Below are 25,834 nucleotides of genomic sequence, written 5' to 3' on the forward strand. Positions count from 1 at the left end.
ATATTATAAAATAAGATTTGATATTAGATAAATAAGATTTTATCTTTATTAAATCTTTTTTTATTTTATAAATATATTTATATTAATAGATTATTTTATTTAATATATAGAGAATTTTAAAAATATTATAAATATTTTCAAAAAACATCTTTACAATTAAACTACATATGATAAAATAATAACATGGTAATAAAATTTTACAACCAATGAAAAAAAATATTATGTTAAAAAAAAATTATCAATTCTAAAAGGATTTCAAAATAATATGTAGAATATCATTAAACAATGAACAAATAAATAAACTTAAAGGGTGATGTTATTATGAATGATGAACAAATTTTAGCAATGTATATTCCAATTGTGAATTTTATAGGTGATGCATTAGGGGCAAGTTGTGAAGTAGTATTGCATGACACTAGAAATGCAAGTAATTCAGTTATAGCTATAAAAAATAATAATGTTAGTGGAAGAAAAATAGGAAGTCCATTAACAGATTTAGCGTTAAAAAAACTAAAAGATGAGAAAAAAAATCCAGAGCAATATATAACTAAATATTCTGGTAAGACAAAAGACGGAAAAATATTAAATTCTTCAACTTATTTTATTAGGAATAATGATAATAAAATTATTGGTATGCTTTGTATTAACATAGATGTAACAAAGTTAATAAATTTCAAAAACTTATTTAATGAACTAACAAATGAATTAATTGGTGAGGGCAAAGAAGATTTTATAGAGGAACAGAATAAAGAATCAGAGAATTTTACTGAGTCCATAGAAGAACTAGTAATGTCTATAATAGAAAATACATTATTAGAAGTAGATATTCCACCTGAAAGAATGTCTCCTGATGAAAAAATGAATGTAGTACATTCATTAAATGAAAAAGGTGTATTCTTAATAAAGGGTGCTATAGGAGATGTTGCCAAGCAGTTAAAGACATCTGAGAATACTATTTATAGATATTTAAATAAGAAAGACTAGTAAGTATAAATTGTCCCTTATAGGGACAATTCTATATACAAAACTATTAAGATTACTTGACTACATTGGGGAATTTTAAAGTGTAGATAAGCATTGAAAGGGGGTGGGGAGAATGAAAAAGGTTATAAATACAGAATTGGCACCAAAGGCTATAGGACCATATTCACAAGCCATAATGATAGGAAATTTCTTGTTTACATCTGGTCAAATTCCAATAGATCCTAAAACGGGAGATTTAGTTTATGGGGATGATGTAATAGTAACACAAACACATCAATGTATGAGGAATATTGAGAATATACTGGAATGTGAGAAAATGACATTTGGCAATGTAATAAAAACCACAATTTTTATTACAGACATGAATAATTTTAATAAAGTTAATAGTGCTTATGCTGAATATTGTGGGAAAACGTTTCCAGCTAGATCTTGTGTAGAAATAAGTAAACTTCCTAGGGGAGCTTTAGTTGAAGTTGAAGTAATTGCTTGCAAATAATGATATATGGTCATTTGATATTTATAATTTAGGGGGAAAATTAGTAGTTAATTAAGAATTATGATTCGTAGTCAATTAATAATTATCATAGGACTATAATACTAGCGTACTTAATAAATTTAAATTAAGGGACAAGTATTAGTTCTCATTCAACCAAATAGTTGAATTTTTAATAGTTTATTTAATTATTAAAGGGATGATTATAGAGAGGTATTGACTGTAAGAGAGAGAAATAATGCTTACCCGCAAGTATTTGTAAAATAGAGTACATTTTAAAAATAGCGGGAGGTAACAAATGAGTGGTAATGATTTGCAAAGAAATACAAATATCGAAATAGAACAACGTGAAACCTTTAACAGTAAATATGGATTCATTCTTGCATGTATAGGTTCAGCAATGGGGCTAGCTAATATATGGATGTTTCCGTGGAGACTTGGAGCTTACGGAGGAGCAGCGTTTTTAATTCCTTATCTTATATTCTTATATGGTTTTTCTACGTTTGGTCTTATGGGAGAGTTTGCTTTTGGAAGAAAAATGAGAAAAGGCCCTGTAGGTGCATTTGAAAAGGCTTTCAAAAGCAAGGGTAAAAAGCATGGGGCAAAAGTTGGAGCTATTCCAGTTATAGGTCTTACAGGTGTATTAACTTTTTACTGTGTTGTTATTGGATGGATATTGAAATATTTTACATTAGCAGTTATGGGACAGTTTAGAACTATGGACGTTGATAACTATTTTACAGTATTTTCAGCCAGCTCTAGTGCTATACCATGGAATATGGCCGGTATTATTATAACAGGATTAATAGTAAGCCTTGGTATACAAAATGGGATTGAAAAAGCCAATAAATACATGATGACTACTTTTTATATAGTAGTATTTATAATAATGTTTAGAGCATTGACTTTACCAGGAGCTATGGAAGGGGTAAAATTTTTACTTGTACCCAAATGGGAAGAGTTATTTCATATAAAAACTTGGATTATGGCATTAGGAATGACATTTTTTACCTTAAGCCTTGGTGGAGCAGGTATGGTTATATATGGAAGTTACTTAAAGGATGGAGAAGATGTTCCTGACATTACTAGAAAAACTGCAATATTTGATTTACTAGCATCACTTATGTCAGCATTATTTACAATTCCAGCAGCTTTTGCCTTTGGATTAGATCCAGGTGCAGGGCCTAAACTTTTATTTATGACATTACCTAAGGTGTTTAATAGTATGCCAGGTGGATATATATTTGGAATATTATTCTTTATGTGTGTTGTATTTGCGGCTATAAGTTCTTCCATAAATATGATAGAAGTACCAGTAGAAGCGTTAATAGATAGACTTAAGTTCAGCAGAAGCAAAAGTATATTAGTTATATGTATTATTTGTGCAGCTATAGGAGCGCCATTAAACCTAGATGCAGCTTTATTTGGAAAATTTGCAGATCTATTTTCGGTGCAGATATTCCCATGTGGCGCTATATTGTGCGCCATAACAATGTATTGGATATATGGTGCGGATAAAGCAAGGGAAGATATAAATGCTGGAGCGGTAAAACCTTTAGGAAAATGGTTTGAACCTTTTATGAAGTATGTGTTTACACCAGTTTCAGCAATAATAGTTTTTGCAGGATTTGTTTTAGGTGGCTTTTAGATTAAATATTTTAATTTCAAATTTTGAAGGAGCAGTTTAGCACAGTATAGTGAAAAATTATCACTATATAAAAAATTTTTTATTAAAAAGAAGGAATATTTAAAAAATAGTAGAATATATAAAATATAGAGAAAATAAAAATAATTCAAATGATATTAAAGCTTTAATTAAGCTCTAATAATATAAAAACATATATAATATAAAAATAATAATTAATTGAGGAGGAATATATTATGACAAAGTACATGCCAGAACCATTTAAAATTAAGGTAGTTGAACCAATGGCGGTTCTATCAAAGGAAGAGAGATATGAGGCAATAAAGAGAGCAGGCTATAACACATTTTTAGTAAAATCAGAAGAATGTTTTATTGACTTATTAACAGATAGTGGTACAAATGCAATGAGTGATAATCAATGGGCAGGAATGATGCTTGGTGATGAAGCTTACGCTGGAAGCAGAAACTTCTATCATTTAGAAGAAACCGTTAGAGAATTATTTGGATTTAAATATATAGTTCCAACTCATCAAGGTAGAGGAGCAGAAAATCTTCTATCATCATTAACAATAAAACCAGGAGATTATGTACCAGGAAATATGTACTTTACAACTACTAGATTTCATCAAGAAAGAAATGGTGCTCAATTTGTTGATGTGATTATAGATGAAGCTCATGATTCAACACGTGCTGATGTTGCTTTTAAAGGAAACGTTGATTTAAATAAATTTCAAAAATTAATAGACGAAGTTGGTGCTGATAAAATACCTTATATATGTTTAGCAATAACAGTTAATCTTGCAGGCGGACAACCAGTAAGTATGGCGAATATTAAAGCTGTAAGTGAATTAGCTCATAAACATGGAATAAAAGTTATGTATGATGCTACAAGATGTGTTGAAAATGCTTACTTCATAAAAGAAAGAGAACCAGGTTATGAAAATAAAACTATACAAGAAATAGTAAGAGAAGAATTCTCCTATGGAGATGGTTGTACAATGAGTGGTAAGAAAGATTGTCTTACTAATATAGGTGGATTCTTATGTATGAATGATGAGGATTTATTCATAAGAGCAAAAGGAATGGTTGTTCAATTCGAAGGTATGCCAAGCTATGGTGGATTAGCAGGTAGAGATATGGAAGCTATGGCTAGAGGACTTAGAGAAGCTATGGACTTTAACTATATTAGTCACAGAGTAAATCAAGTAAGATATTTAGGTGAGAAATTAGATGCAGCAGGAGTGCCAATTGTTAAACCTGTAGGCGGACATGCAGTATTCTTAGATGCTAGAAGATTTTTACCACATTTAACTCAGGATGAATTCCCAGCCCAGGCATTAGCAGCTGCTTTATATGCTGAATCAGGTGTAAGATCTATGGAAAGAGGAATTATATCTGCTGGTAGAGATATTAAGACTGGTTTAGACCATCATCCAAAACTAGAATTAGTTCGTTTAACAATTCCAAGAAGAGTATATACTTATGCTCATATGGATTTTGTTGCAGATGCTGTTATTGATTTATATAAGAAAAGAGATAATATTAAAGGTTTGAAATGGGTATATGAACCAGAAGTATTAAGATTCTTTACTGGAAGATTTGAAATATTAGAAAAGTAATATCTTTTATATTTAATTAGGAAGCTTCATGAAATAAGATGGAGCTTCCATTTTAAATTAATTTATGGTAAAAATTTATATATTTTCATATATATGTTGAAGAAAAAGGTTAATATATAAATTTGGTTTTATAAAAAAGGTATTAATAATTTTTTATAGAAATAACATAAGTATATAAGGAGGTAATTTAAAATGAAAAAAATTATAAGTACAGAATTAGCACCAAAGGCAATAGGCCCATATTCACAAGGTATAGCGATAGGAGATTTAATATTTGTGTCCGGACAAATTCCTGTAGATCCTAAAACTGGTGAGTTAGTTACTGGTGAAGATGTAATTGTAGCTCAGACTCATCAATCATTAAATAACATTAAAAACATATTAGAATCTCAAGGGATGGGATTTGAAAATGTAATAAAAACTACTGTTTTTATTACAGATATTAATGATTTTAATAAAGTAAATAGTGTATATGCAGAATACTTTAAAGAACCTTATCCAGCAAGATCTTGTGTTCAAGTAGCAAAACTTCCTAAAGGAGCTTTAGTAGAAATTGAAATAATTGCTCATAAATAATTTTATAATAACGTTATATAATGGCGATTGCAAAGTTATAAATTTTTTAATTTATTTTTGCAATCGCCATTAATTATAGTATATATTAAATATAGTATTATAATATAGAAGGGAGAAAATAGATGGCAAATGACAACAGGGATCAATGGGGATCTAGATTTGGTTTTATTATGGCAACCATAGGTGCGGCAATAGGATTAGGAAACCTTTGGCGATTCCCTTTTATGGCATATCAAAATGGAGGAGGAGCATTTTTATTACCTTATTTTGTAGCAGTATTAACAGCGGGGATTCCCTTAATGATTCTTGAATTTGGATTCGGAAGTAAGATGAAAGGAGCAAGTACTTTAGCTTTTGCAAAGTTAGGTAAAAGGTGGGAATGGTTAGGGTGGTGGCCAGTTATGATTCCTCTTATAGTAGTAACATTTTACTCTGTTATAATAGCTTGGAGTATAAATTATTTTATATTATCTTTTGGTGGAGGATGGGGAAGCAATCCCAATAAATTTTTTAGTGAAGAATTTTTAAGAGTTAGTAATGGTCCTTGGAATTTTGTTGGTATAAGGTGGAATATAGCTATTGCAGTAATGTTAGTATGGTTTTTAAATTATTACATAACTAAAAAAGGAATATCATCTGGAATAGAAAGAGCTTGCAAAATAATAACACCAACTTTAGCAGTTTTAATGATTTTAATGACAATTAGAGGATTAACTTTACCAGGAGCAGCTAATGGACTGAATTGGTTTTTAAAACCTGATTTTACTAAGATAGCTAATGGAAAGGTGTGGATAGCCGCTTATGCGCAAGTATTTTTTTCTACTACATTAGCAGTAGGAGTTATGACAGCATATGCAAGTTATCTGCCACCTAAGTCAGATATAGTTAATAATGCATTTATTACAGTTTTTTCAAATGCTAGTTTTGATTTTATGGCTGGATTATGTGTATTCAGTATTTTAGGATATGCTGCATATGCTTCAAATCTTCCTATAGATAAGATTGTTGCAGCAGGACCTGGAATAGCTTTCATAGCTTTTCCTAATGCTATAAATCTGATGCCAGGAGGAATTATAATAAGATCCTTAATAGGAGCAATATTTTTCTTTTGTTTAATAATAGCTGGAATATCTTCAAGTATATCTATGGTTGAAGCTTTTGCATCAGCAGCTTTAGATAAGTATAATTTATCAAGAGAAAAGATGATAAGAAGAATCTGCTTACCTGGATTTATTGCTAGTATGTTATTTTCAACTTGCTCAGGAATACATATACTTGATATAGTTGATCATTTTGTATCTAATTATGGCATAGCTTTAATAGGATTAGTTGAAGTCATAGTATTAGGTTATGTATATAAAACAGAGAGAATGAGAAGAGAAGTAAATGAATATTCTGATATTAAAATAGGAGTTTGGTGGGACTTTTTAATAAGATATATAACTCCTATTTTATTAGGGTATATGAGCATTGATAATATTATTACAGAATTTAAGGCTCCCTATGGGGGATATACAATGAGTTCTTTGATTGTATTTGGTTGGTCTATTGCTATAGGGATACTTATAATGGGAATATATTTGAGTAGAAAACCTTGGCCGGATGAAAATATTCTTAAAATTAATAGCTAACTCTAAGATTTTCTAGCAAAAAGTTAGAAAGGAGAGTAATTATGGAGACAAGTTCCATTACAATGCTGATTTTTGGTATTATATTACTTTATGGTGGATTAGCATATTTTATTTATAGGGCTATTAAAGCTGAAAAAGAGAAAAATTAAAGGCAGGATGATGAATTACCTGCTTTTAATTATGTTTTAAAGAAACTATATTTTAGAGGCTTCTTCAGTTTTAATTGAATTTTCTACTAATTTATTTATTGTAGTTAGTTCATCTTGGTTTAGATATCTCCATTTACCTACAGGCAAATTATCTAACGTAACATTCATAATTCTAATTCTTTTTAACTTAGTAACTTTATATCCAAGAGTTTCGCACATTCTTCTGATTTGTCTGTTTAATCCTTGGGTAAGTATTATTCTAAATACATATTTACCTTCTTTATATACTTTACATGGTTTAGTTACAGTATTGAGTATTTTAATGCCGGAGGACATTTTTTTTATAAATTCATTTGTTATAGGATTATCTACAGTTACGATGTATTCTTTTTCATGATTATTTCCAGCTCTTAAGATTTTGTTAACTATATCACCATCATTTGTCAAGAATATAAGCCCTTCAGAATCTTTATCAAGTCTTCCTATATGAAATATTCTTTTGGGATAATTTATAAAATCGATAATATTATTTTTTACTTTTCTTTCAGTCGTACAAATTATACCTACAGGTTTATTTAATGCCATGTATACTAGTTTAGGCTTTTTACTTATAATTTTCCCATTTAATTTAACTTCATCTCCAGGATGCACTTTTGAACCGGCAATTGCCACGGTACCATTTATTGTTACTGTACCATTTGATATTAGTTTGTCAGCTTCACGCCTAGAACAAAGGCCTTTTTCGCTAATAAATTTATTAATTCTTATAGAATTTTTATTATTATCATCATTAAGGTTATTATTCATATAGTATTGAGACCTCATTTCTACATAAGTTTAATTTTTAACATTTTTATATTTTAGTTATTTGATAGATTTTTTATCTATTACAAAATAGAAAGTTGAGCCATTTAAAGCAATACTTTTTACTCCATATTCAAAGTTATGAAGCTTTAATATTTCACTACATATAGGCAATCCTAAACCCATTCCACCACTTTTAGAATGTTTATAATATCTATTCCATATTTCATCTAACATTTTTTCTTCTATACCAAAACCATTGTCTTTAACGGACACTATTATGTCATCATTATTGTATTTTGAGGATATTTCTATAATTGAATTCACAGTACTGAATTTTATTGCATTGTCTATAAAATTATATAATACTCTTTCTAAGGCAACTTTATCTGCGTATACATAAATTTCCTTATTATCAATTTGAAAGTTTAGATTCATTATAATATTTTTATTTTGAGCTTTATAAATAAATTTATTTATACAAGAAGATAGGAATGTATAAAGACTAAAATAACTTTTATCTAATTTATAAGCTCCCTCTTGAAGTTTAGACAATTCAAGTATATCTAATACCAACACATTAAGTTTATCAACTTCTTCTATAATTTCTTTAGAATATTTTTTTGACTCATCAGCATCTATTAATCCATCTATTATAGCTTCACTATAATTTCTTATGATACTTAATGGAGTTTTAAAGTCATGAGAAACATTAGCAATAAAGTCTCTTTGCATAGAATGTTTTTTTTCTAACTTAGAAGCCATATTTTTAAGACTGAAAGATAGATCTTCCATTTCATCTTTTGTAGAGATATCTATATAGATATTAAAATTTCCATTTGCTATTTCATTTGAAGCTTGTTGTAGCTTTAAAATTGGGTAAGTAAATTTTTTTCCCATGTATGATATAAATGGAATACATAAAATCATAGCTAATAAAAATATAGATATTAATATTATATATACTACTTTTAAATATTCGGAGATAGCTTTACTGTTTTCAAAGATAACTATTTTACCTATATCTGTATCTAATTTGTAATATAGAAATTCTTCATTCATTGGATTTTTAAATTTGCCTTTCTCATTTAACGTATCAATACCTTTAGTATGGAGAAATGACATTACCCCCATTTTACCTCTACCTATAATAGATACATTGCCATTATTTATAATAAATCCATTGGCATCGAGATCTTTATAAGGTACATTATCTTTTATTGATTCATATACACTTGTGCATTTATTTTTTAATCCATTATATTGCTGTGATACATAAAATTTTGATAAGAAAATGCTACTTCCTAAAAAGCATAGAAAGACTAAGATAGATATTATTAAAAAGAAACTTTTGATAAGTTTTTTTGTTATTTTTCCCATATCAAATTTCCTCCAAGAGTTTTATATTTCTAATTTGTATCCTACACCCCATACAGTTTTTATATGTTTTTCACAAAAGTTTATTTTCTCTCTTAGATTTTTAATATGAGTATCTACTGTTCTAGTATCTCCAGAAAAATCATAACCCCATACTTTATCTAGAAGTTGAGTACGATTAAATACCTGAGAAGGATTTTTACATAAAAACAATAATAAATCGAATTCTTTTGGAGTTAAGTTTACAATTTTTTTATTCTCTAACACTTCTCTTTGATCTTCGTTTATAGTCATATTATCGAAATTTAAAGAATTATTCTTAGGACAATAAGAATTCATACGTAAGTTGACTCTTAAAACTAATTCCCTCATACTTAAAGGTTTAACCATATAGTCATCTGCTCCAAGTTCAAGACCAAAGATTCTATCTTCCTCATCACCTCTTGCAGTAGTTAAGATTACAGGGGTATTAGAAGTAGATTTTATTTTTTTTAATAAAGACCAGCCATCTTTCTTAGGCATCATTACATCTAGTATTATTAAATCAAAAGTATTTTCCTCTATATAACATTCTCCTTCTTTTCCATCATATGCAGTAAAAATTTCATAACCCTCTTTTTTAAAATATAAAGTCATTATGTCTGATAATTTCTTTTCATCCTCAATTATAAGAATTTTCCTTTTCATTTTTTATCCTTTCAAAATGTTTAATAACTATATTATATAAATTTCTACTATGATTTTAAATAAAATTATAGAAAAACATTATGGATTAATTTTCCATGGTAAAAAAATATAATATTCTATATAATTATTATATAAGATATTTTTGGATATGGGGGTAAGTTTTAATGAAACAGTTAAAGTCTATTATATTAGCATTAACTTTATCAACTTTATTTATAACAAATGGGGTTATAGCTGCTAGTAATTCTTATAAAGAATTAGAGCCAAAATCCAGTATTTCAGTTAACAAGAAATGGACAATAAAGTTTAATTTTGGAGTTAATAAGGAAACTATTAATGAGGAGAATGTAAACGTAACAGATTTAAAGGGAAATAAATTAGATGCATATATAAAACCGGGGGATTCAGAAAGTAGTGTTGTAGTAATTCCTAAAACAGAAGGATATATTCCAGCTCAATCTTATTATTTAAACATAGGCACAGGAGTAGAATCATTAGGCGGTAAAAAATTAGTACAACCAGTAAAAATGAAATTCACTGTAGTTGATAGATATTCAGATGCATCTAATTATGAAGATGGAGTGAATATAACAAGTGTAAAAATGAAATATGAGCCTATAGTTTCTAGCCAAAAACAAACATTTTATTTAAGTTCTTCAAATAATGAACAAGCTCAATACAGAATATATATTAGTAAATATAAGTATTCAAATGACTGTTATGAACCCTTTGAAGAAATAACAAAGGGATATACATATGCAAATGATGGAAAGATAACTCCAGATAAGATTTTTGAGTCTAATGAAGATTCACAAAAATATAAGGTATTAATATATGTGAAAAAAGCAAATGCAAATGGGAAGTATGTTGATGGTAATACTGATTTTGATAATTATTATATAGATTATATTAGATGTGTTAAAGGCATAAGTAATTCTGAAATAACTAATGTAAGTTATTATAAAACATTAGCAGAGGTTTTGGACAAGCAAAGTAAGCCAGGAGTTTCAGTAACAGATGAAGGACCTACTTCTTGGGTAGGAGCTAGTACTAATCAAATAAAATATTATTTAAATCCAAAGAATTTTACAGATGAATATGGAAAATATATATTTTTAAAATTAAATTATATAGATGATAGTATAAATGAAGAGGATTTAAATAATATACTGAAAGGAAAGGGAACGTTAGAAGGGAAGGGGAAAGCCTTTTTACAGGCTGGTAAGGAAAATAATGTAAATCCTGTATATTTGGTTTCTCATGCGTTACATGAAACGGCTAATGGTAAATCAAAGCTTGCATCTGGTATTGAAGTAGATGGAAAGGATGGCAAGAAGATAGTATATAATATGTTTGGTATAAAGGCCATTGATTCAAATCCAGAAAAATTTGGTTCAGAGTATGCTTACGAGCAAAAATGGTTTACACCAGAAGCTGCAATAATAGGAGGAGCTAAATTTATAGCTGAAAAATATGTAAATAATCCAAATGAAAAAAGAGATACTTTATATAAAATGAAATGGAATATGTCTTCACCAGGAACTTATCAATATGCTACTGATATAGGGTGGGCATATAAACAGGTTAAAAATATTAAAACATTAATTGAGCAATGTAAGAATCCTACTTTAATATTTGAAGTACCGGTATATAAGGAATAACAAAAGGGCTTATCATAATTATGATAGGCCCTTTTATTAATTTAATTTTTTTTTAATTTTTTTTTCGTTTTTCTCATCTATAAAGGGAGCATAGAATTCAAATAGTTTTTCATGCCCACAATGAGAACATATACAGCTGCATACATCATAAGGTATACCATCTACCACATCTATTTGTAAATTATCTGCAAAGTATTCTCCACCGCATATTTCACAAGGAGTGCTATTTATAATATTATATTCACTTTCAATATATTTCATTATGTCTTTTATAGTCATAGGAATCCTCCAATGCAACAAATTTATACACACAGTATACATGGTAACACTATTAAAAATTATTTGCAATACAAAGCCATTATTTAACATATATATTAAATAAATAAGAACTATGGGTTATATCAATTTTAATTAGGAGGAATAAATGATAAATTATATTTGGTTTTTTATACTGAGTTTTGGCATAATTATAGGATTGATTACTGGAAGAGGAGAGATTATTTCAAAGGCAATAATAGTTTCAGCAAATTCAACTGTAGATCTAATAATTAAACTTTTAGGGGCAATGTGTCTTTGGTGTGGGGTAATGAAAATAGCTCAAAAAAGTGGACTAACTGATAAAATAGCTCAAATATTAAAACCTATATTAAAGCTAATATTCAAAAAAGAAGGTAGGGATGAAAAAGCTTTAGGTGCTATAGTAATGAACATGACTGCCAATATGATGGGACTTTCTAATGCGGCTACTCCTTTTGGTATTAAGGCAATGGAAAATATGCAAAAGTTAAACAAAGACAAAAACGTTGCTACAGACGATATGGCGTTATTTTTAGTGTTAAATGCTGCATGTATTCAGTTCATACCTACTACAATAATATCGTTGAGGGCAGCCGCTGGATCCAACAATCCAGCAGAAATAATATTACCAGCTATATTGACTACAGGGATTTCTGCTATTATAGGAACAATATGTTGTAAGATACTTCAAAAATACTTTTAAATTAGGAGGAAATTATGAACATAGGTAATATAATAATGCCTTTAATAATTATAATGATAGTAGCTTATGGAGCATTAAAAGGTGTTAGAGTATATGAGTGTTTTATAGATGGAGCAAGGGAAGGAATGTCCATATGTGTTAAAATATTTCCATACCTATTAGCCATGATATTAGCTGTAACTATATTAAGAGAATCAAAAGCATTAGATTATATAATAAAATTAATAAATCCAATAGTAAAATACATAGGACTACCAGGAGAGGTAGTACCTCTTATATTAATTAAACCATTATCAGGAAGTGGAGCATTAGGTGTATTTACAGATATAATAAATAATTATGGAGCAGATAGCTATACTGGAAGGGTAGCATCTACCATAATGGGGTCAACAGAAACCATTTTTTATACTCTTACTGTATATTTTGGAGCGGTAGGTATTAAGAAAATAAGGCACACTTTGTGGGCTGCTATATTAGCAGATATTATAGCAGTAGTTATGGCAGTTATTACTGTAAATTTACTTTTTTATTAAATTAAGTATATTATCATATTATTAAAAAAATGGGGTTGTCGCATTAAGGAATTTACATACAATATACTGTTTTGCAAGTTTAAGATTAATACAATATATTGTAGGATTTATTCTTAGTGTGACAGCCCTATTTTTTACTATATATTGATAGAAAGAAAATTTTTAAATCTTTTTTTAAATAAGATGAACATAACTGAACCATCAAATACCCATTGTATAGTGGTTATCCACCAAACATAAGTAACAGGAAGTTTTAAAATATATATAAAATATATCATAAGAGGGAACCTAATAACCCAGCTAGAGGTAAATGATACTAAAAATGGCGTTTTGGTATCGCCTGCACCTTTTAAAGAACCTGCTAAAATCATAGAAATTCCCATAAAAGGTTGTTCAATTGATGCTATCATAAGACAGGTAGAACCTAAATTTATTACACTTGTCTCACTATTATTTATAAACAACGATATAAGGAATTTAGGAAATATTAAGAATATAAAACCACACAATAGCATAAGTAATGTACCGATTAATGTACAAGCATATGCGTATTGTTTAGCTTCATTAATATTCTTTTCACCAATTTTGTGGCCAACTAGTGTAGTTGCAGCAATAGCAAATCCTGTTCCAGGCATAAATGATATTGATTCTATAGTAGTAGTTATTTGATTTGCAGCAAATGCTAATTGTCCTAAATGCATTATCATAATAGTACCAACTAATCGTATAATGCTAAAAGCAGCTTCTTGTAATGAAGAAGGCAATGATAATTTAATTAATTCTTTAAATTTTGATAAAGAAAAAGATTTTATATAATTTAATCGTGGCTTTATTTTGGAATATTTGAGTATATAAACAGATATAAATAAAAAACCAGATATATGGGCAATGGCTGTAGCTATAGCAGCACCTCTAATGCCTAATTCCGGAATGCCAAATTTACCAAAGATTAATATCCAATCTAAAAATAAGTTAACTACGTTTATAACAGCAGAAGCTACTAATGGAATTTTAGTATTTTTAGAACCTCTTAAGGTGGCATTTAAAACATTCATTATCATATTAAAAAATGAGCCTATGGAGGTTATTCTCATGTATATAATTGCATGGCTTAAAACATTACCTTTAGCTCCACAAAAGCTTAAAATTTTAGGAGCAAATATAAAAGCAGTACTAGAAATTAGAAAAGCTAATATAAAACCAGATAAAAAACCAACAGATGCGTATTCTTCAGCAAGAAGATTTTCTTTAGCTCCTAACTTTCGAGATATTAATGATACTGTACCTACGGATATTCCCGCAGCTATAAATATATTAATAAAGGTATACATTATTTCAGAGCTAAGACCTACAGTGCTTACAGCTACTTGTCCACCATATTGTCCAACCATCATTGTATCTAGTACCCATATCATCATATATAAAAACATTTCACCTACAGCGGGTAAGGCTAAAGATAGCACATTATTTATTACTTTTTTATTTATTATAATGTTCACCTCCCTAAAATTACTTAAATATTAAAATTTAAAAGTGTATTTATTGAGAATAAGTAGATATATGAGTAAAATAAAAGTAAACATATATATATAATACATTATTTTTATTCGAGGTGACAATATTGTTAAGATGGAAAGAACTGTATAATGAATGCGTTAACTGTGATAAATGTAATTTGACAAAAGATAGAACCAATATGGTTTTTGGCGAAGGAAATTCAAAGGCAACTATTATGTTTGTAGGAGAAGCGCCGGGAGCAGATGAAGATAGATTAGGAAGACCATTTGTAGGAAGAGCAGGTCAGCTTCTTACTAAGGGGTTAACAGCGTTAAACTTATCTAGAGAAGTAGACTATTATATATGTAATGTATGTAAATGTAGACCCAAAAACAATAGAACTCCAACAGAAGAAGAAGCAAGAGCATGCTTACCCTATTTAAGAAATCAAGTGGCTTTAGTAAGACCTAAAATTATAGTATGTTTAGGAGCTACAGCCATGAAATATATATTGGGACCAGAATGGAGGATTACCAGGGATAGAGGCAAATGGGTAGAAAGAAAAGGGTGTTATATAGTGCCTACTTTTCATCCAGCAGCTCTTTTTAGAGATGAAAGTAAGAAAATATTATTTTGGAAAGATTTAAAGAGTATAAGACAAAAATATAATGAATTAAAAGATAAGGAATAAATGTATAATAATTGACTGTAAAATAATTTTAGTGTAAAATGATTTATATATAAAATTGTTTTATAATAAAATTATGGGGTGAAGTCAATGAAAGATTTAACTACAGGTAATGAAGCTAAGCTTATATTTTATTTTACATTACCTATGCTTATAGGAAATATATTTCAGCAATTGTATAATACCGTAGATACAATAATAGTAGGAAGAACGCTTGGAAAGGAAGCTTTAGGTGCAGTAGGAGTAAGTTTCCCCATATTATTTCTTTTAGTATCATTGATAATGGGAGTAACTATGGGATCTACAATACTTATAGCTCAATATTATGGAGCAAAAAATATTAATAAAGTAAAAAGAGCTATAGATACTGCATATATAGTTTTATTTATAGCTTCTTTAGTAATTACAATTGTAGGGTTAATATTCAGTGGATACATATTAAGGCTGTTAGGAACACCAGAAGAAATGATACATCAAGCACAAACTTATATAAATATAATATTTATTGGAATTATAGGTATGTTTGGATATAATTCTATAAGTGCTATATTGAGAGGACTTGGGGATTCTAAAACTCCACTTTATTTTCTTATAATTTCAACTTTAATTAACATAATATTAGATTTGGTATTTATACTTAGACTTGGATGGGGAGTAGCTGGTGCTGCCTGGGCAACTGTAATTGCTCAGGGATGTTCTTTTATTTTTGGAATTTATTATTTAAATAAAAATCATGAGGTACTGAAACTAAATATAAAAGATATGAAATTTGATAAACACATATTTAGGCTAAGCTTGAAAATAGGATTGCCAACAGGGGTTCAACAAATGTTATTTTCGGTTGGAATAATGGCATTACAATCTATAGTAAATTCTTTTGGAACAGATGCTGTAGCAGCATATACTGCAGCTAGTAAAGTGGATTCTTTTGCATCTATGCCTATAATGAATTTTGGAGCTGCAATTTCTACTTTTGTTGGTCAAAATTTAGGAGCCAACAAAATAGAAAGAGTAAAAAAAGGATATAAATCTACAATTATTATGTCTACTGCTATATCTGTACTTGTGACTATTATAGTAATATTATTTAGAAGACCTCTAATATCATTGTTTAATTCTGATCCAAATGTAATAAATATAGGAGTTAGGTATTTAGTAATAGTTGGTTCATTTTATGCTGTAATTTCATTTATGTTAGTAACCACTGGAGTAGTAAGAGGAGCAGGGGATACTATAGTACCAATGATTATATCTATATTTACTTTATGGCTTATAAGATTACCCATAGCATCATTTTTATCAAAGAAAATAGGTGTAGATGGGATATGGTGGGGAATGCCAATAGCATGGTCTATAGGTTGTGTAGTAACAGTAGTATATTATATTAATGGTAAATGGAAAAATAAAGTAGCTATTAAGAGAAATGAAGAAAGATCTACATATGAAAGTGGAGGTAATATAAAAAAACAAACAGCTCAATAAGGAGAGAATATTATGGATAATCGAGAAGTTGCAAAAGAATTTATTGGATTTCTTATAAAATTAAAAAAATATATGAGAGCAGAAGTTAGTAAATCTAGAAGTTCAAATATTACAGAACAACAATTTAGAACTCTTATGAATTTAAAGCAATCTGGAAAATGTACATTAAAGGAGTTAAGTGGAAGAATACATGTTTCAAATTCGAGCTTATGTATAATGTTAAATAAGATGGTAGAGGAAGGAATAGTTCAAAGAGAAATTGATGATAAAGATAGAAGAAATACTTTTTATAATCTTTCAAATTGTGGTAGGAAATTTTTGGAAAAGGAACTTGATAAGAAACTTTTAACTATGGGAGATAAAATAGGTAATCTTTCTGAGGAAGAAAAAGAAAAATTTATAGTATACTTAAAAGGAATTGAGGAAATAATAGAAAAAATAAAATAGTTGACAGTAAAAATTATATATATTATTATTAACTTTAAGATGCAATGATAGGAAGAATAGTAAATGTAGATGTTTAAAAGAGAACTGGGTTAGGTGAAAGCCAGTAACATTAAAGTTTATGAACATGGCCCCTGAGCATGCTATTCGAAACATATAGTAGGATAGTACGGTAGCAACCGTTATATTGCACAGTGATTATATAGTCACTTAATAAGGTTTTATTTGTGAAAATAAAACAAACTAGAGTGGTAACGCGTTAAGTACGCCTCTATGCAGTTGATACTGTATAGAGGCTTTTTTATACAATTAAGTGCAAATTATAGATTATTTAAAATAAGGGAGGAGTTTTCATGGAAAAGAAGACTTTTTATATTACTACACCTATATATTATCCATCAGCTAATTTACACATAGGAAATACATATACAACTATAGCAGCTGATGCATTGGCTAGATTTAAAAGACTTACAGGCTATGATGTTATGTTTCTAACAGGAACAGATGAACATGGACAAAAAATTCAAAGGTTAGCGGAAGCTAAAGGAGTAACACCAAAGGAATATGTAGATGAAATAGTTGCAGGTATTAAAGATTTGTGGAAAATTATGAATGTAAGCTATGATAAATTTATCAGAACTACTGATGATTATCATATAAGTGCAGTTCAACAAATTTTTAAGCAATTATATGATCAAGGAGATATATATAAAAGTGAATATGAAGGATGGTATTGTACACCTTGTGAGTCTTTTTGGACAGAAACTCAGCTACAAGATGGAAAATGTCCTGATTGTGGAAGACCGGTAGAAAAAGCTAAGGAAGAAGCATATTTCTTTAAGATGTCAAAATATGCACATAAGCTTATAGAATATATAGAGACTCATCCTGAATTTATTCAACCGGAATCAAGAAAAAATGAAATGTTAAATAACTTCTTAAAGCCAGGCTTACAAGATCTTTGTGTATCAAGAACTACATTTGATTGGGGAGTTCCTGTAACATTTGATGAAAAACATGTTATATATGTATGGATAGATGCATTAGCTAATTATATAACAGCATTGGGATATAATGGTCAAAATCAGGATTTGTTAAATAAATACTGGCCAGCAGATGTACATCTCGTTGGAAAAGATATCCTAAGATTCCATACCATATATTGGCCAATAATGTTAATGGCATTAGGATTACCACTACCAAAGCAAGTATTTGGACATGGATGGCTATTAGTTGATGGAGGAAAAATGTCAAAGTCAAAAGGAAATGTAGTTGATCCAGTTGTCTTAGTAAATCATTTTGGAACAGATCCAGTAAGATATTATCTATTAAGAGAAATACCTTTTGGTTCAGATGGTATATTCAATAATGAAGTATTTATAAAGAAAATAAATTCAGATTTAGCTAACGATTTAGGTAATCTTTTATCAAGAACTACAGCTATGATTGAAAAGTATTTTGAAGGAATAATGCCAGGGCAATTATGTAAAGAAGATATAGATAATAGTTTAATAGAAATGGCAGTGGATACACATAAAAAAGTAGAAAAACACATAGATGCTTTAAGAATACCAGAAGCTTTAGATGAAATTTGGGCACTTATAGGAAGAGCTAATAAGTATATAGATGAAACTACACCATGGATATTAGCTAAAGATGAAAGCAAAAGAGAAAGACTAGGAACTGTTCTTTATAATTTGGCAGAAACTTTAAGAATAGTTTCAGTATTAATATCAGCATTTTTACCAGAAACTAGTTCAAAAATAAATGAACAGTTGAATATAGAACTTATTACTTGGGATAGTATAGCATCTTTTGATGGTACAAGAGCAGGAACTAAAATAGTTAAGGGAGAAGCAATATTTCCAAGAATAGATGTAGAAGCTAAAATTGAAGAATTAAATAAATTAAAAGAAGAGCAAATGAAGGCCAATGCACCAAAGGTGCAAATGCAACCTTTAAAGAAAGAAATAACTATAGATGACTTTGAAAAGGTAGATTTAAGGGTAGTAAAAGTTTTAGCATGTGAACCTATAAAAGGAGCTAAGAAGCTTTTAAAATTAAAAGTTGATTTAGGCGGAGAAGAAAGACAGGTAATATCAGGAATTGCAAAATTTTATAAACCAAAAGAATTAGTTGGAAAATCTGTAGTACTTGTAGCAAATTTAAAACCGGCTAAGTTAAGAGGAGAAATTTCACAAGGAATGATTTTAGCTGCTTCAACTGATGATGATAGCAAGTTATTTACTGTAAATCTACCAGAAGAGCTTCCTACAGGAAGTATTGTAAGATAGATTTAAATTAAAATAATCCTTTATTTTAGGCGTTACCTAATTTAGAGGATTATTTTATTTGTATAATCTAGAAAATTACAGAAAATTTTAGTATAATTTAGAATGTACTTTAAACTAATGTAAATTAAGGAGAACATACTTATGAAAAGCAATTATTGTAAAATTATGTTTTATGTATTATCAATAATAATTTGTTTCAATGGAAAGGTAAAAGCAATTGCTAATGAAATTAACTGGAACAATAAGTACCCTAGCTATAAAGTATTTAGAGAATTCAATGATATTTCTACGGATAAGAAATTTTCAATTAAGTTTTCTAGAAAATTAGATAAAAATTTAATTAATAAAGAAACTATACAAATTAAAGATAGTAATAATAAAAGTATTCCCATAGAAGCTCAAATAGTTAAAAATAAAGTTGAAGTAGTTCCTAAAGTGAATTTAAATCATGGACAATCCTATTGTTTAGTTATAAATAAAAATAATAAAGGATATGGATGGATAAAAAATGGAGTTATTTGTCCAATAAACGTTAAAGCAATAGAACCTTTGCCAAACAATAACAATGATAATAAAGGACAACCTAGTAGTAAAGATGAATGTAATAATTTTACTCAGCAACAATTCATAGATTTATTAGTGCCTGGAGCTAAGGAGGCTTATAATAAATATAGAGTTTTTCCTTCTGTAACCATAGCTCAAGCAATTTTAGAAAGTAATTGGGGAAAAAGCGATAAAGCAGATAAATGTAAGAATATTTTTGGTATAAAGGCAGATAAGAATTGGAGCGGAGATAAGATGGAATTACCAACCAAGGAATGGATAAATGGAAAAAGTGTAACTGTAATGGCTCAATGGAGAGTATATTCTTCTTTTTCTCAATCTATAGAGGATCATGGGAATTTTTTATATACAAGACCTAAATATGCTGAAGCAGGTGTTTTTCACGCTTCTAATTATAAGGAACAAATATTTGCTATAAAAAAGGGAGGATATGCTACAGATCCTAAATATGTAGAGAAGATTTGTAGCTTAATTGAAAAGTATAAATTGTGGAAATATGATAAAGCTGGTAGAGATTTATCACAGAATACATAAATTAATGTGTTATTTAATTACATTTTGAATGGAATTATAAGTTAGAATAGTTGTAATGGATATTAACTTACAACTATTTTTAAATTATACTATAATAGATATATACAGAAAGGAGTAATTTATTATGAATATATTTGATTCTCATGCTCATTATGATGATGATTCATTTGAAGATGACAGAAATTTAGTAATAAATGAACTTAAAGAAAATAATATAATAGGAGTTCTAAATTGCGGAGCATCACTACAAGGAGCTAGAGACTCTGTTAAGCTTGCAAGAGAAAATGACTTTTTTTATGCAGCTGTGGGCATACACCCAGAGTATGCAGGTACTGTAGATGATAAAGTTATATCTGAAATAAAAGAACTTAGTAAATATGAAAAAGTAAGGGCTATAGGAGAAATAGGGTTAGATTATTATTATGAGGAAAATCCTCCAAGGGAAATTCAAAGAAGAGCTTTTATAAAGCAAATGGAATTAGCTGATGAGCTTAAGCTTCCAGTAATAATACATAATAGAGATGCACATGGGGATACTCTAGAAATTTTAAAAATGTTCCCACAAGTGACGGGAGTTATACATTGCTTTTCTGGAAGTGTTGAATTTGCAAGGGAATGTTTAAAAATAGGATATTACATTGGTTTTACAGGAGTTATAACTTTTAAAAATTCAAAGAAAATAGTAGAAGTAGCAAAGGAGATGCCTTTAGATAAAATTTTAGTAGAAACGGATTGTCCTTATATGGCTCCATCGCCAAATAGAGGAAAGAGAAATAGATCTGAATATATAAAATACATAATAGATAAATTGGCAGATATAAAAGGTGTAACTCCAGAAGAAATAAGCTATCACACCGTTTGTAATACTAAAAAGTTGCTAAATTTAAAATAATAGTGTAAAATGTTTTATATAAATTTTATATAGTAAATTTATAGTAATATATGGAACTAAAATACATTTGTTTATGAAACATGTTTAAAATAAAAATAATGGGCATATAATATAATAGTTTTTAGTAGCTTCTTCCACCAAATTTAGGCTGTCGGATAAGGTAAAATTGCAATTATATTTTTATATTTCTATGCACAGTGTTGCATTTAGACAGTTAAAAATTTTAAGGAAATTTGACAAAACGATACTTGATGGTTATAATGTTCAATTGTCTAATCGTTTTGCCAAAGGGAGGTTTTTGTGGTGGAAAAATTAAAAAATAGTATTAGAAGTTATTTTTCCAATGGTCCTAAGGCAATCTTTATTGTTATGCTAATTTTAATGAGTGCTACCATTTTAATAACAAGCACAAGAAAAACTTTATATGTTTATATTGACGGTAAAGAGAAAAAGGTAACGACTTTTAGAACAAATCTAAAAAGTGCCTTATTTGCTAATGATATAGTAGTAGGACCAAAGGACAAGACAACACCTGGTCTCGACAGTAAAATAAAAAATAAAGATAAAATATACATTAAAAAAGCAGTAAATGTTGAATTGGAAGTAGATGGAAAGAAACTAAATATTCAATCAGCAGAAAGTGATATTGAAACAATGCTTTCGGCAGAAGGAATAAAAGTAAATCAGTATGATAAAGTTTCACCATCAAGACAAGAACCATTAAAAGATGGTTTAAAAGTTGCAATTACTAGGGTTGAAACCAAAGTAATGAAGGAAGTAAAGAAAATGGACTATGCAACAGTTACAAAAAAAGATAATGATTTAGATGAAGGTAAGAAAAAGATAATTCAAGAAGGTAAGCAAGGAGAAAAAGTTATAACAACAAGAGTAGTATATGAAAACGGTAAAGAGGTTTCAAAAAAAGTAATTAGTGAAGTAGTGACTAAAAAGCCGGTTCAAAAAATAGTGGCTATGGGAACAGTAGGAGTTTATACTCCTTCGCGTGGTGGAAACATACGTTATTCCAATCTTATGAGAATGAGAGCAACTGCCTATACTGCAGATTATGCTTCTACAGGTAAGAATCCTGGAGATTATGGCTTTGGAATAACAGCTACAGGTACTGTAGCGAGAAGAAATTATGGAGGCTATAGTTCCATAGCAGTTGACCCAAGAGTAATTCCCCTAGGTACAAAGATGTATGTTGAAGGTTATGGATATGCCATAGCTGAAGATACAGGTGGAGCAATAAAGGGTAATAAAATAGATTTATTCTTTGATAGCAATAGTGAAGTATATAATTGGGGAGTAAGGACAGTAAATGTTTATATATTAAAGTAATTAAAGGAGCCTAGGGCTCCTATTTTTTCTATTTGGATAAATTAGAAGTGTTAATTGAGGAGGAAAAGATGATCAAAGAAGTTATTGTGGTAGAAGGAAGAGATGATGTTACGGCTGTAAAAAGAGCTGTGGAAGCTGAAGTTATAGCTGTAGGAGGATTTGGAATAAATGCTAAAGTAATAGAACGAATAAAAGAAGCACAGAAAAGGCAAGGAGTTATTATTTTAACTGATCCAGATTTTGCAGGAGAAAAGATAAGAAAAATTATAGCTAAAAGGGTACAAGGAGTAAAACATGCTTATATTTCTAAAAATGAAGGATTAAAGGATGGAGACATAGGAGTAGAGAATGCTTCGCCACAAAGTATAATGAGCGCATTGGAATCGGCAAAATTTGAAATTAAAGAAAAGAGAAAGGAATTTAATATACAGGATATGATGTATTTTGGTCTTTGTGGTAATAATAAAGCTAAAGAGAAAAGAGAACAGCTAGGAAAAATTCTTAGAATAGGTTATTGTAATACTTCACAATTGTTAACTAGATTAAACAATTATGGTATAACAAAAGAAGAATTTATAAAAGCATTAGAAATTATTGATAAGGAGAATGAAAATGGAAAAAAATAGTACGAAAGAAATAGTAAACAAACATAATTTTAAATTTAGTAAAAGTTTAGGCCAAAATTTTTTGATAGATGAACAAGTATTAGCGGATATTGTAGAAGGTGCTGAAGTAAATAAAAATGATTTTATAATAGAAATAGGCCCAGGAGTAGGGTCTCTAACTAAAGAGCTTTTAAAAGTGGCAAAAAAGGTAACTGCTATTGAATTGGATAAAGAGTTACTGCCTATATTAAATGAGGAATTGAAAGATTATGAAAATTTTTCACTTATAAATAATGATGCTTTAAAAGTAAATTTTAATGAAATAATTGGAGAAGAAACATCGGTAAAATTAGTAGCTAATTTACCATACTATGTAACAACACCTATAATATCTAAGTTATTAAATGAAAATTATAAATTTAAATCTTTAACTATAATGATTCAAAAAGAAGTAGGAGAAAGAATCGCTGCAAATCCAAATACTAAAGAATATGGAGCATTATCTTTATTAGTACAATATTATTGCGATATAAAGGTAATAAGACGAGTATCTCCTTCATCTTTTATACCAAAACCTAAAGTAGATTCTATAGTTATTAGATTGGACAAATTAAATTCTCCAAAGGTTGAAGTTGAAAATAAAGATTTATTTTTTAAGATAATAAGGGCTTCTTTTAATATGAGAAGAAAAACTATTTTAAATGCTCTTAAAAGTTTAGGAATAAATAAGGAGATGTTAGAAAAGGCTTTAGAAGAAGTACACATAGATGCTAAAAGAAGAGGAGAGACTTTTTCTATACAAGAGTTTGCTAGATTATCGGATTGTATAAATAAAATACAATAAATAAAAAACTTTTTTATAACTTTTAGCTGTTGTTGTTCACTTTTTGAATAATGCTTCATATATTATAATGAATAAAATATATGGAGGTACGTTAAGTTGGCACAAAAAAAGAGTTATAGTAGATACTTTATAATATTACAAGAAGATGAAAAAGGATATGCTTTGGCATCTGATAAGTTGCCTACTGGATATGTAAAATTAGAATTAAAAAATGATAAATGTAAGGTATCTTATTATGTTCAAAATTTAAAAAAAGAATCTGCGCCATATTATATGACATTAATATTAGGTAAGAAAGGTATTAATAAAATAATAAAAATTGGAGAATTAAATATAGATAACTATGGCAGAGCAGAAGTATGTTATGAATATCTTGCTAATAATATAGCAGATACTGGCATGTCAATGGATAATGTATCAGGTGCAGCAGTAGCTAAATTGCTAGATAAAAATGTAATATCTGTACTTAGTGGATTTTTAACCTCAGATATACCTAAATGGAGAGAATATGAAATAATTGAGCCTAAGGTAAGAGAAGCAAAAGAAGAATTAGAGAAGGAGAAAGAGGAAGATGAAGCTATAGAAGAGAAGAGTATATTTGATAAATATGAGGAAAGTATTGAAATATCAAAACAACAAGAAGAAAATGAAGATATAACTCCAGCTCAGAGTGAACATATTGAAGATAGAAATGAGGATATAGAAAATAGTGAAAATAATGAAGAGAAGATAGAACATATTAATGAAGATACAGAAAATGATGCAGAAGAAGATATAGAGTTAGGAATTAAAGATAATTCAAGAAAAGAAGATGAGCAGGATGCTGATTTAAAAGATAGTAAAAAATCGTCTGAAGTCCATTCAGAAGAACAAATAGAAGATATAGATATAAAAGATGAACATACAGATAAAGAAGATATTATTATAGTAGATGATGAGTATAGAGATGATAAAGAATTTGAAAAGATACCTAGGGGCAAAACAGGTAAATTCTTTAGAGAAATAGCTAGAGGGTTAGAGGAGTGTAAAGATGAAATAACTCCTATAAAGAGATGTATATGGCATAAGGTGCCTATAAAAAATATAAATGATATGTATTGTATATCAGATTATAATAGGTATGGGATAATTTATTACCCAATGATTAATTATTGGAAATATATAAATTCTTATGGATATTATATGTTGGGATATAAATGTGATAAAGAAGGGAAAATGAAATATTTAGTATATGGTATACCAGGAAGCAAGAGTAAAAAAGATCAACCTTTTGGTGGAAAATCTGGATTTGTAACTTGGGTACCATCAAAATCAGATAAAGATAAAAATGAAGGTTATTGGTTGATGTTTTATGATTTTAGAACATCTACTATTTTAATTCCTATTAAATAGGTATGCAATCGCATGCCTATTTTTGTTATATTTAAGAAAATTTATCATATACTTTACTATTAGACAAAATTAAGAAGATAATTTACTTTTTTATAAGC

Annotated in this window: 25 protein-coding genes and 1 other annotated feature; of the genes, 20 read left to right on the top strand and 5 right to left on the bottom strand. The window is 28.7% G+C overall.

The genetic code is table 11. The annotated features are described in order from the left end of the window. Positions 1–321: 321 nt before the first annotated feature. The 7 genes from J2Z24_RS18490 to J2Z24_RS18520 all read left to right on the top strand — a co-directional run bounded on the left by J2Z24_RS18490 (position 322) and on the right by J2Z24_RS18520 (position 7,097). Positions 322–984, top strand: coding sequence for a helix-turn-helix transcriptional regulator (locus J2Z24_RS18490; RefSeq protein ID WP_035151948.1), 663 nt, complete (start codon positions 322–324; stop codon positions 982–984). 112 nt (positions 985–1,096) lie between these two features. Beyond that, complete coding sequence (locus J2Z24_RS18495; RefSeq protein WP_035151950.1) at positions 1,097–1,480, top strand: RidA family protein; 384 nt, start codon at positions 1,097–1,099, stop codon at positions 1,478–1,480. A gap of 295 nt (positions 1,481–1,775) precedes the next feature. After that, positions 1,776–3,125, top strand: coding sequence for a sodium-dependent transporter (locus J2Z24_RS18500; protein ID WP_051593431.1), 1,350 nt, complete (start codon positions 1,776–1,778; stop codon positions 3,123–3,125). Positions 3,126–3,358: 233 nt separating this feature from the next. Further along, positions 3,359–4,741 carry a tyrosine phenol-lyase gene (locus J2Z24_RS18505; protein ID WP_035151953.1) on the top strand — a complete coding sequence of 461 codons (1,383 nt, stop codon included), beginning with the start codon at positions 3,359–3,361 and terminating at the stop codon, positions 4,739–4,741. A gap of 192 nt (positions 4,742–4,933) precedes the next feature. Beyond that, positions 4,934–5,317 carry a RidA family protein gene (locus J2Z24_RS18510; protein WP_035151956.1) on the top strand — a complete coding sequence of 128 codons (384 nt, stop codon included), beginning with the start codon at positions 4,934–4,936 and terminating at the stop codon, positions 5,315–5,317. 122 nt (positions 5,318–5,439) lie between these two features. Then, the gene (locus J2Z24_RS18515) at positions 5,440–6,948 is read left to right on the top strand and encodes a sodium-dependent transporter (RefSeq protein WP_035151959.1); all 1,509 of its coding nucleotides are present in this window, start codon (positions 5,440–5,442) and stop codon (positions 6,946–6,948) included. A 41-nt stretch (positions 6,949–6,989) separates the two neighbouring features. Then, entirely contained in the window at positions 6,990–7,097 is a 108-nt protein-coding gene (locus J2Z24_RS18520) for a MetS family NSS transporter small subunit (protein WP_111947607.1), read from the top strand. Positions 7,098–7,142: 45 nt separating this feature from the next. Here the strand turns inward: J2Z24_RS18520 and rluF are convergent, their stop codons facing one another. Genes rluF through J2Z24_RS18535 form a run of 3 tightly spaced genes read right to left on the bottom strand, consistent with a single transcriptional unit; the run spans position 7,143 to position 9,965 of the window. Continuing rightward, the gene (rluF, locus tag J2Z24_RS18525; protein WP_035151961.1) at positions 7,143–7,904 is read right to left on the bottom strand and encodes a 23S rRNA pseudouridine(2604) synthase RluF; all 762 of its coding nucleotides are present in this window, start codon (positions 7,902–7,904) and stop codon (positions 7,143–7,145) included. Between the two features lie 57 nt (positions 7,905–7,961). Further along, a complete protein-coding gene (locus J2Z24_RS18530; RefSeq protein WP_035151964.1) occupies positions 7,962–9,281 on the bottom strand; it encodes a sensor histidine kinase in 1,320 nt (439 codons plus the stop codon). Positions 9,282–9,302: 21 nt separating this feature from the next. Continuing rightward, positions 9,303–9,965, bottom strand: a complete 663-nt coding sequence (locus J2Z24_RS18535; protein WP_035151967.1) for a response regulator transcription factor — start codon at positions 9,963–9,965, stop codon at positions 9,303–9,305. 164 nt (positions 9,966–10,129) lie between these two features. Between J2Z24_RS18535 and J2Z24_RS18540 the strand changes: the two genes are divergently transcribed. Next, positions 10,130–11,626, top strand: coding sequence for an N-acetylglucosaminidase (locus tag J2Z24_RS18540; protein ID WP_035151969.1), 1,497 nt, complete (start codon positions 10,130–10,132; stop codon positions 11,624–11,626). Between the two features lie 36 nt (positions 11,627–11,662). On the opposite strand, the gene J2Z24_RS18545 is transcribed toward J2Z24_RS18540, so the two are convergent. After that, on the bottom strand, positions 11,663–11,905 hold the full coding sequence (locus J2Z24_RS18545; RefSeq protein WP_035151972.1) for a hypothetical protein: 243 nt from the start codon (positions 11,903–11,905) through the stop codon (positions 11,663–11,665). A gap of 145 nt (positions 11,906–12,050) precedes the next feature. Between J2Z24_RS18545 and J2Z24_RS18550 the strand changes: the two genes are divergently transcribed. Together J2Z24_RS18550 and J2Z24_RS18555 are read left to right on the top strand one after the other, a co-directional pair. Continuing rightward, positions 12,051–12,626 (top strand): nucleoside recognition domain-containing protein, encoded by a 576-nt coding sequence (locus tag J2Z24_RS18550; RefSeq protein ID WP_035151974.1) that lies wholly within the window; start codon positions 12,051–12,053, stop codon positions 12,624–12,626. Positions 12,627–12,640: 14 nt separating this feature from the next. Beyond that, positions 12,641–13,159, top strand: coding sequence for a spore maturation protein (locus J2Z24_RS18555; RefSeq protein ID WP_035151977.1), 519 nt, complete (start codon positions 12,641–12,643; stop codon positions 13,157–13,159). A 137-nt stretch (positions 13,160–13,296) separates the two neighbouring features. On the opposite strand, the gene J2Z24_RS18560 is transcribed toward J2Z24_RS18555, so the two are convergent. Next, complete coding sequence (locus J2Z24_RS18560; RefSeq protein ID WP_035152011.1) at positions 13,297–14,652, bottom strand: MATE family efflux transporter; 1,356 nt, start codon at positions 14,650–14,652, stop codon at positions 13,297–13,299. Positions 14,653–14,780: 128 nt separating this feature from the next. Between J2Z24_RS18560 and J2Z24_RS18565 the strand changes: the two genes are divergently transcribed. The 10 genes from J2Z24_RS18565 (at position 14,781) to J2Z24_RS18610 (ending at position 25,736) form a co-directional block, all read left to right on the top strand. After that, entirely contained in the window at positions 14,781–15,347 is a 567-nt protein-coding gene (locus J2Z24_RS18565; protein ID WP_035151981.1) for a uracil-DNA glycosylase, read from the top strand. An 87-nt stretch (positions 15,348–15,434) separates the two neighbouring features. Further along, a complete protein-coding gene (locus J2Z24_RS18570; RefSeq protein WP_051593432.1) occupies positions 15,435–16,826 on the top strand; it encodes an MATE family efflux transporter in 1,392 nt (463 codons plus the stop codon). 12 nt (positions 16,827–16,838) lie between these two features. After that, complete coding sequence (locus tag J2Z24_RS18575) at positions 16,839–17,273, top strand: MarR family winged helix-turn-helix transcriptional regulator (RefSeq protein WP_035151983.1); 435 nt, start codon at positions 16,839–16,841, stop codon at positions 17,271–17,273. A gap of 35 nt (positions 17,274–17,308) precedes the next feature. Further along, positions 17,309–17,546: a binding site (T-box leader), on the top strand. A gap of 77 nt (positions 17,547–17,623) precedes the next feature. Next, positions 17,624–19,564, top strand: coding sequence for a methionine--tRNA ligase (gene metG / locus J2Z24_RS18580; protein ID WP_035151985.1), 1,941 nt, complete (start codon positions 17,624–17,626; stop codon positions 19,562–19,564). A 141-nt stretch (positions 19,565–19,705) separates the two neighbouring features. Continuing rightward, entirely contained in the window at positions 19,706–20,662 is a 957-nt protein-coding gene (locus J2Z24_RS18585; protein ID WP_051593433.1) for a glycoside hydrolase family 73 protein, read from the top strand. A 124-nt stretch (positions 20,663–20,786) separates the two neighbouring features. Then, positions 20,787–21,554 (top strand): TatD family hydrolase, encoded by a 768-nt coding sequence (locus tag J2Z24_RS18590; protein WP_035151988.1) that lies wholly within the window; start codon positions 20,787–20,789, stop codon positions 21,552–21,554. 300 nt (positions 21,555–21,854) lie between these two features. Beyond that, positions 21,855–22,895, top strand: coding sequence for a resuscitation-promoting factor (locus tag J2Z24_RS18595; protein WP_035151991.1), 1,041 nt, complete (start codon positions 21,855–21,857; stop codon positions 22,893–22,895). Positions 22,896–22,963: 68 nt separating this feature from the next. Then, positions 22,964–23,521 carry a ribonuclease M5 gene (gene rnmV, locus J2Z24_RS18600; protein WP_035151994.1) on the top strand — a complete coding sequence of 186 codons (558 nt, stop codon included), beginning with the start codon at positions 22,964–22,966 and terminating at the stop codon, positions 23,519–23,521. Beyond that, positions 23,508–24,344: a 16S rRNA (adenine(1518)-N(6)/adenine(1519)-N(6))-dimethyltransferase RsmA gene (gene rsmA, locus J2Z24_RS18605; protein WP_035151997.1), complete on the top strand. Its 837-nt coding sequence runs from the start codon at positions 23,508–23,510 to the stop codon at positions 24,342–24,344. Before rnmV ends, rsmA begins: the two co-directional genes overlap by 14 nt. Positions 24,345–24,440: 96 nt before the next feature. Continuing rightward, positions 24,441–25,736: a DUF7922 domain-containing protein gene (locus J2Z24_RS18610; protein WP_035152001.1), complete on the top strand. Its 1,296-nt coding sequence runs from the start codon at positions 24,441–24,443 to the stop codon at positions 25,734–25,736. The last annotated feature ends 98 nt before the right edge of the window (positions 25,737–25,834 follow it).

Origin of the sequence: Clostridium tetanomorphum, assembly GCF_017873215.1 — a bacterium.
Classification (GTDB): Bacteria; Bacillota; Clostridia; order Clostridiales; family Clostridiaceae; genus Clostridium_AO; species Clostridium_AO tetanomorphum.

Coding starts and splice junctions, on each gene's coding strand:
- rnmV (WP_035151994.1), top strand. CDS start 22,964: ATGATCAAAGAAGTTATTGTGGTAGAAGGAAGAGATGATGTTACGGCT.
- J2Z24_RS18530 (WP_035151964.1), bottom strand. CDS start 9,281: ATGGGAAAAATAACAAAAAAACTTATCAAAAGTTTCTTTTTAATAATA.
- J2Z24_RS18505 (WP_035151953.1), top strand. CDS start 3,359: ATGACAAAGTACATGCCAGAACCATTTAAAATTAAGGTAGTTGAACCA.
- J2Z24_RS18515 (WP_035151959.1), top strand. CDS start 5,440: ATGGCAAATGACAACAGGGATCAATGGGGATCTAGATTTGGTTTTATT.
- J2Z24_RS18570 (WP_051593432.1), top strand. CDS start 15,435: ATGAAAGATTTAACTACAGGTAATGAAGCTAAGCTTATATTTTATTTT.
- rsmA (WP_035151997.1), top strand. CDS start 23,508: ATGGAAAAAAATAGTACGAAAGAAATAGTAAACAAACATAATTTTAAA.
- J2Z24_RS18545 (WP_035151972.1), bottom strand. CDS start 11,905: ATGACTATAAAAGACATAATGAAATATATTGAAAGTGAATATAATATT.
- J2Z24_RS18585 (WP_051593433.1), top strand. CDS start 19,706: ATGAAAAGCAATTATTGTAAAATTATGTTTTATGTATTATCAATAATA.
- metG (WP_035151985.1), top strand. CDS start 17,624: ATGGAAAAGAAGACTTTTTATATTACTACACCTATATATTATCCATCA.
- J2Z24_RS18510 (WP_035151956.1), top strand. CDS start 4,934: ATGAAAAAAATTATAAGTACAGAATTAGCACCAAAGGCAATAGGCCCA.
- J2Z24_RS18500 (WP_051593431.1), top strand. CDS start 1,776: ATGAGTGGTAATGATTTGCAAAGAAATACAAATATCGAAATAGAACAA.
- J2Z24_RS18490 (WP_035151948.1), top strand. CDS start 322: ATGAATGATGAACAAATTTTAGCAATGTATATTCCAATTGTGAATTTT.
- rluF (WP_035151961.1), bottom strand. CDS start 7,904: ATGAATAATAACCTTAATGATGATAATAATAAAAATTCTATAAGAATT.
- J2Z24_RS18540 (WP_035151969.1), top strand. CDS start 10,130: ATGAAACAGTTAAAGTCTATTATATTAGCATTAACTTTATCAACTTTA.
- J2Z24_RS18575 (WP_035151983.1), top strand. CDS start 16,839: ATGGATAATCGAGAAGTTGCAAAAGAATTTATTGGATTTCTTATAAAA.
- J2Z24_RS18555 (WP_035151977.1), top strand. CDS start 12,641: ATGAACATAGGTAATATAATAATGCCTTTAATAATTATAATGATAGTA.
- J2Z24_RS18535 (WP_035151967.1), bottom strand. CDS start 9,965: ATGAAAAGGAAAATTCTTATAATTGAGGATGAAAAGAAATTATCAGAC.
- J2Z24_RS18590 (WP_035151988.1), top strand. CDS start 20,787: ATGAATATATTTGATTCTCATGCTCATTATGATGATGATTCATTTGAA.
- J2Z24_RS18520 (WP_111947607.1), top strand. CDS start 6,990: ATGGAGACAAGTTCCATTACAATGCTGATTTTTGGTATTATATTACTT.
- J2Z24_RS18495 (WP_035151950.1), top strand. CDS start 1,097: ATGAAAAAGGTTATAAATACAGAATTGGCACCAAAGGCTATAGGACCA.
- J2Z24_RS18550 (WP_035151974.1), top strand. CDS start 12,051: ATGATAAATTATATTTGGTTTTTTATACTGAGTTTTGGCATAATTATA.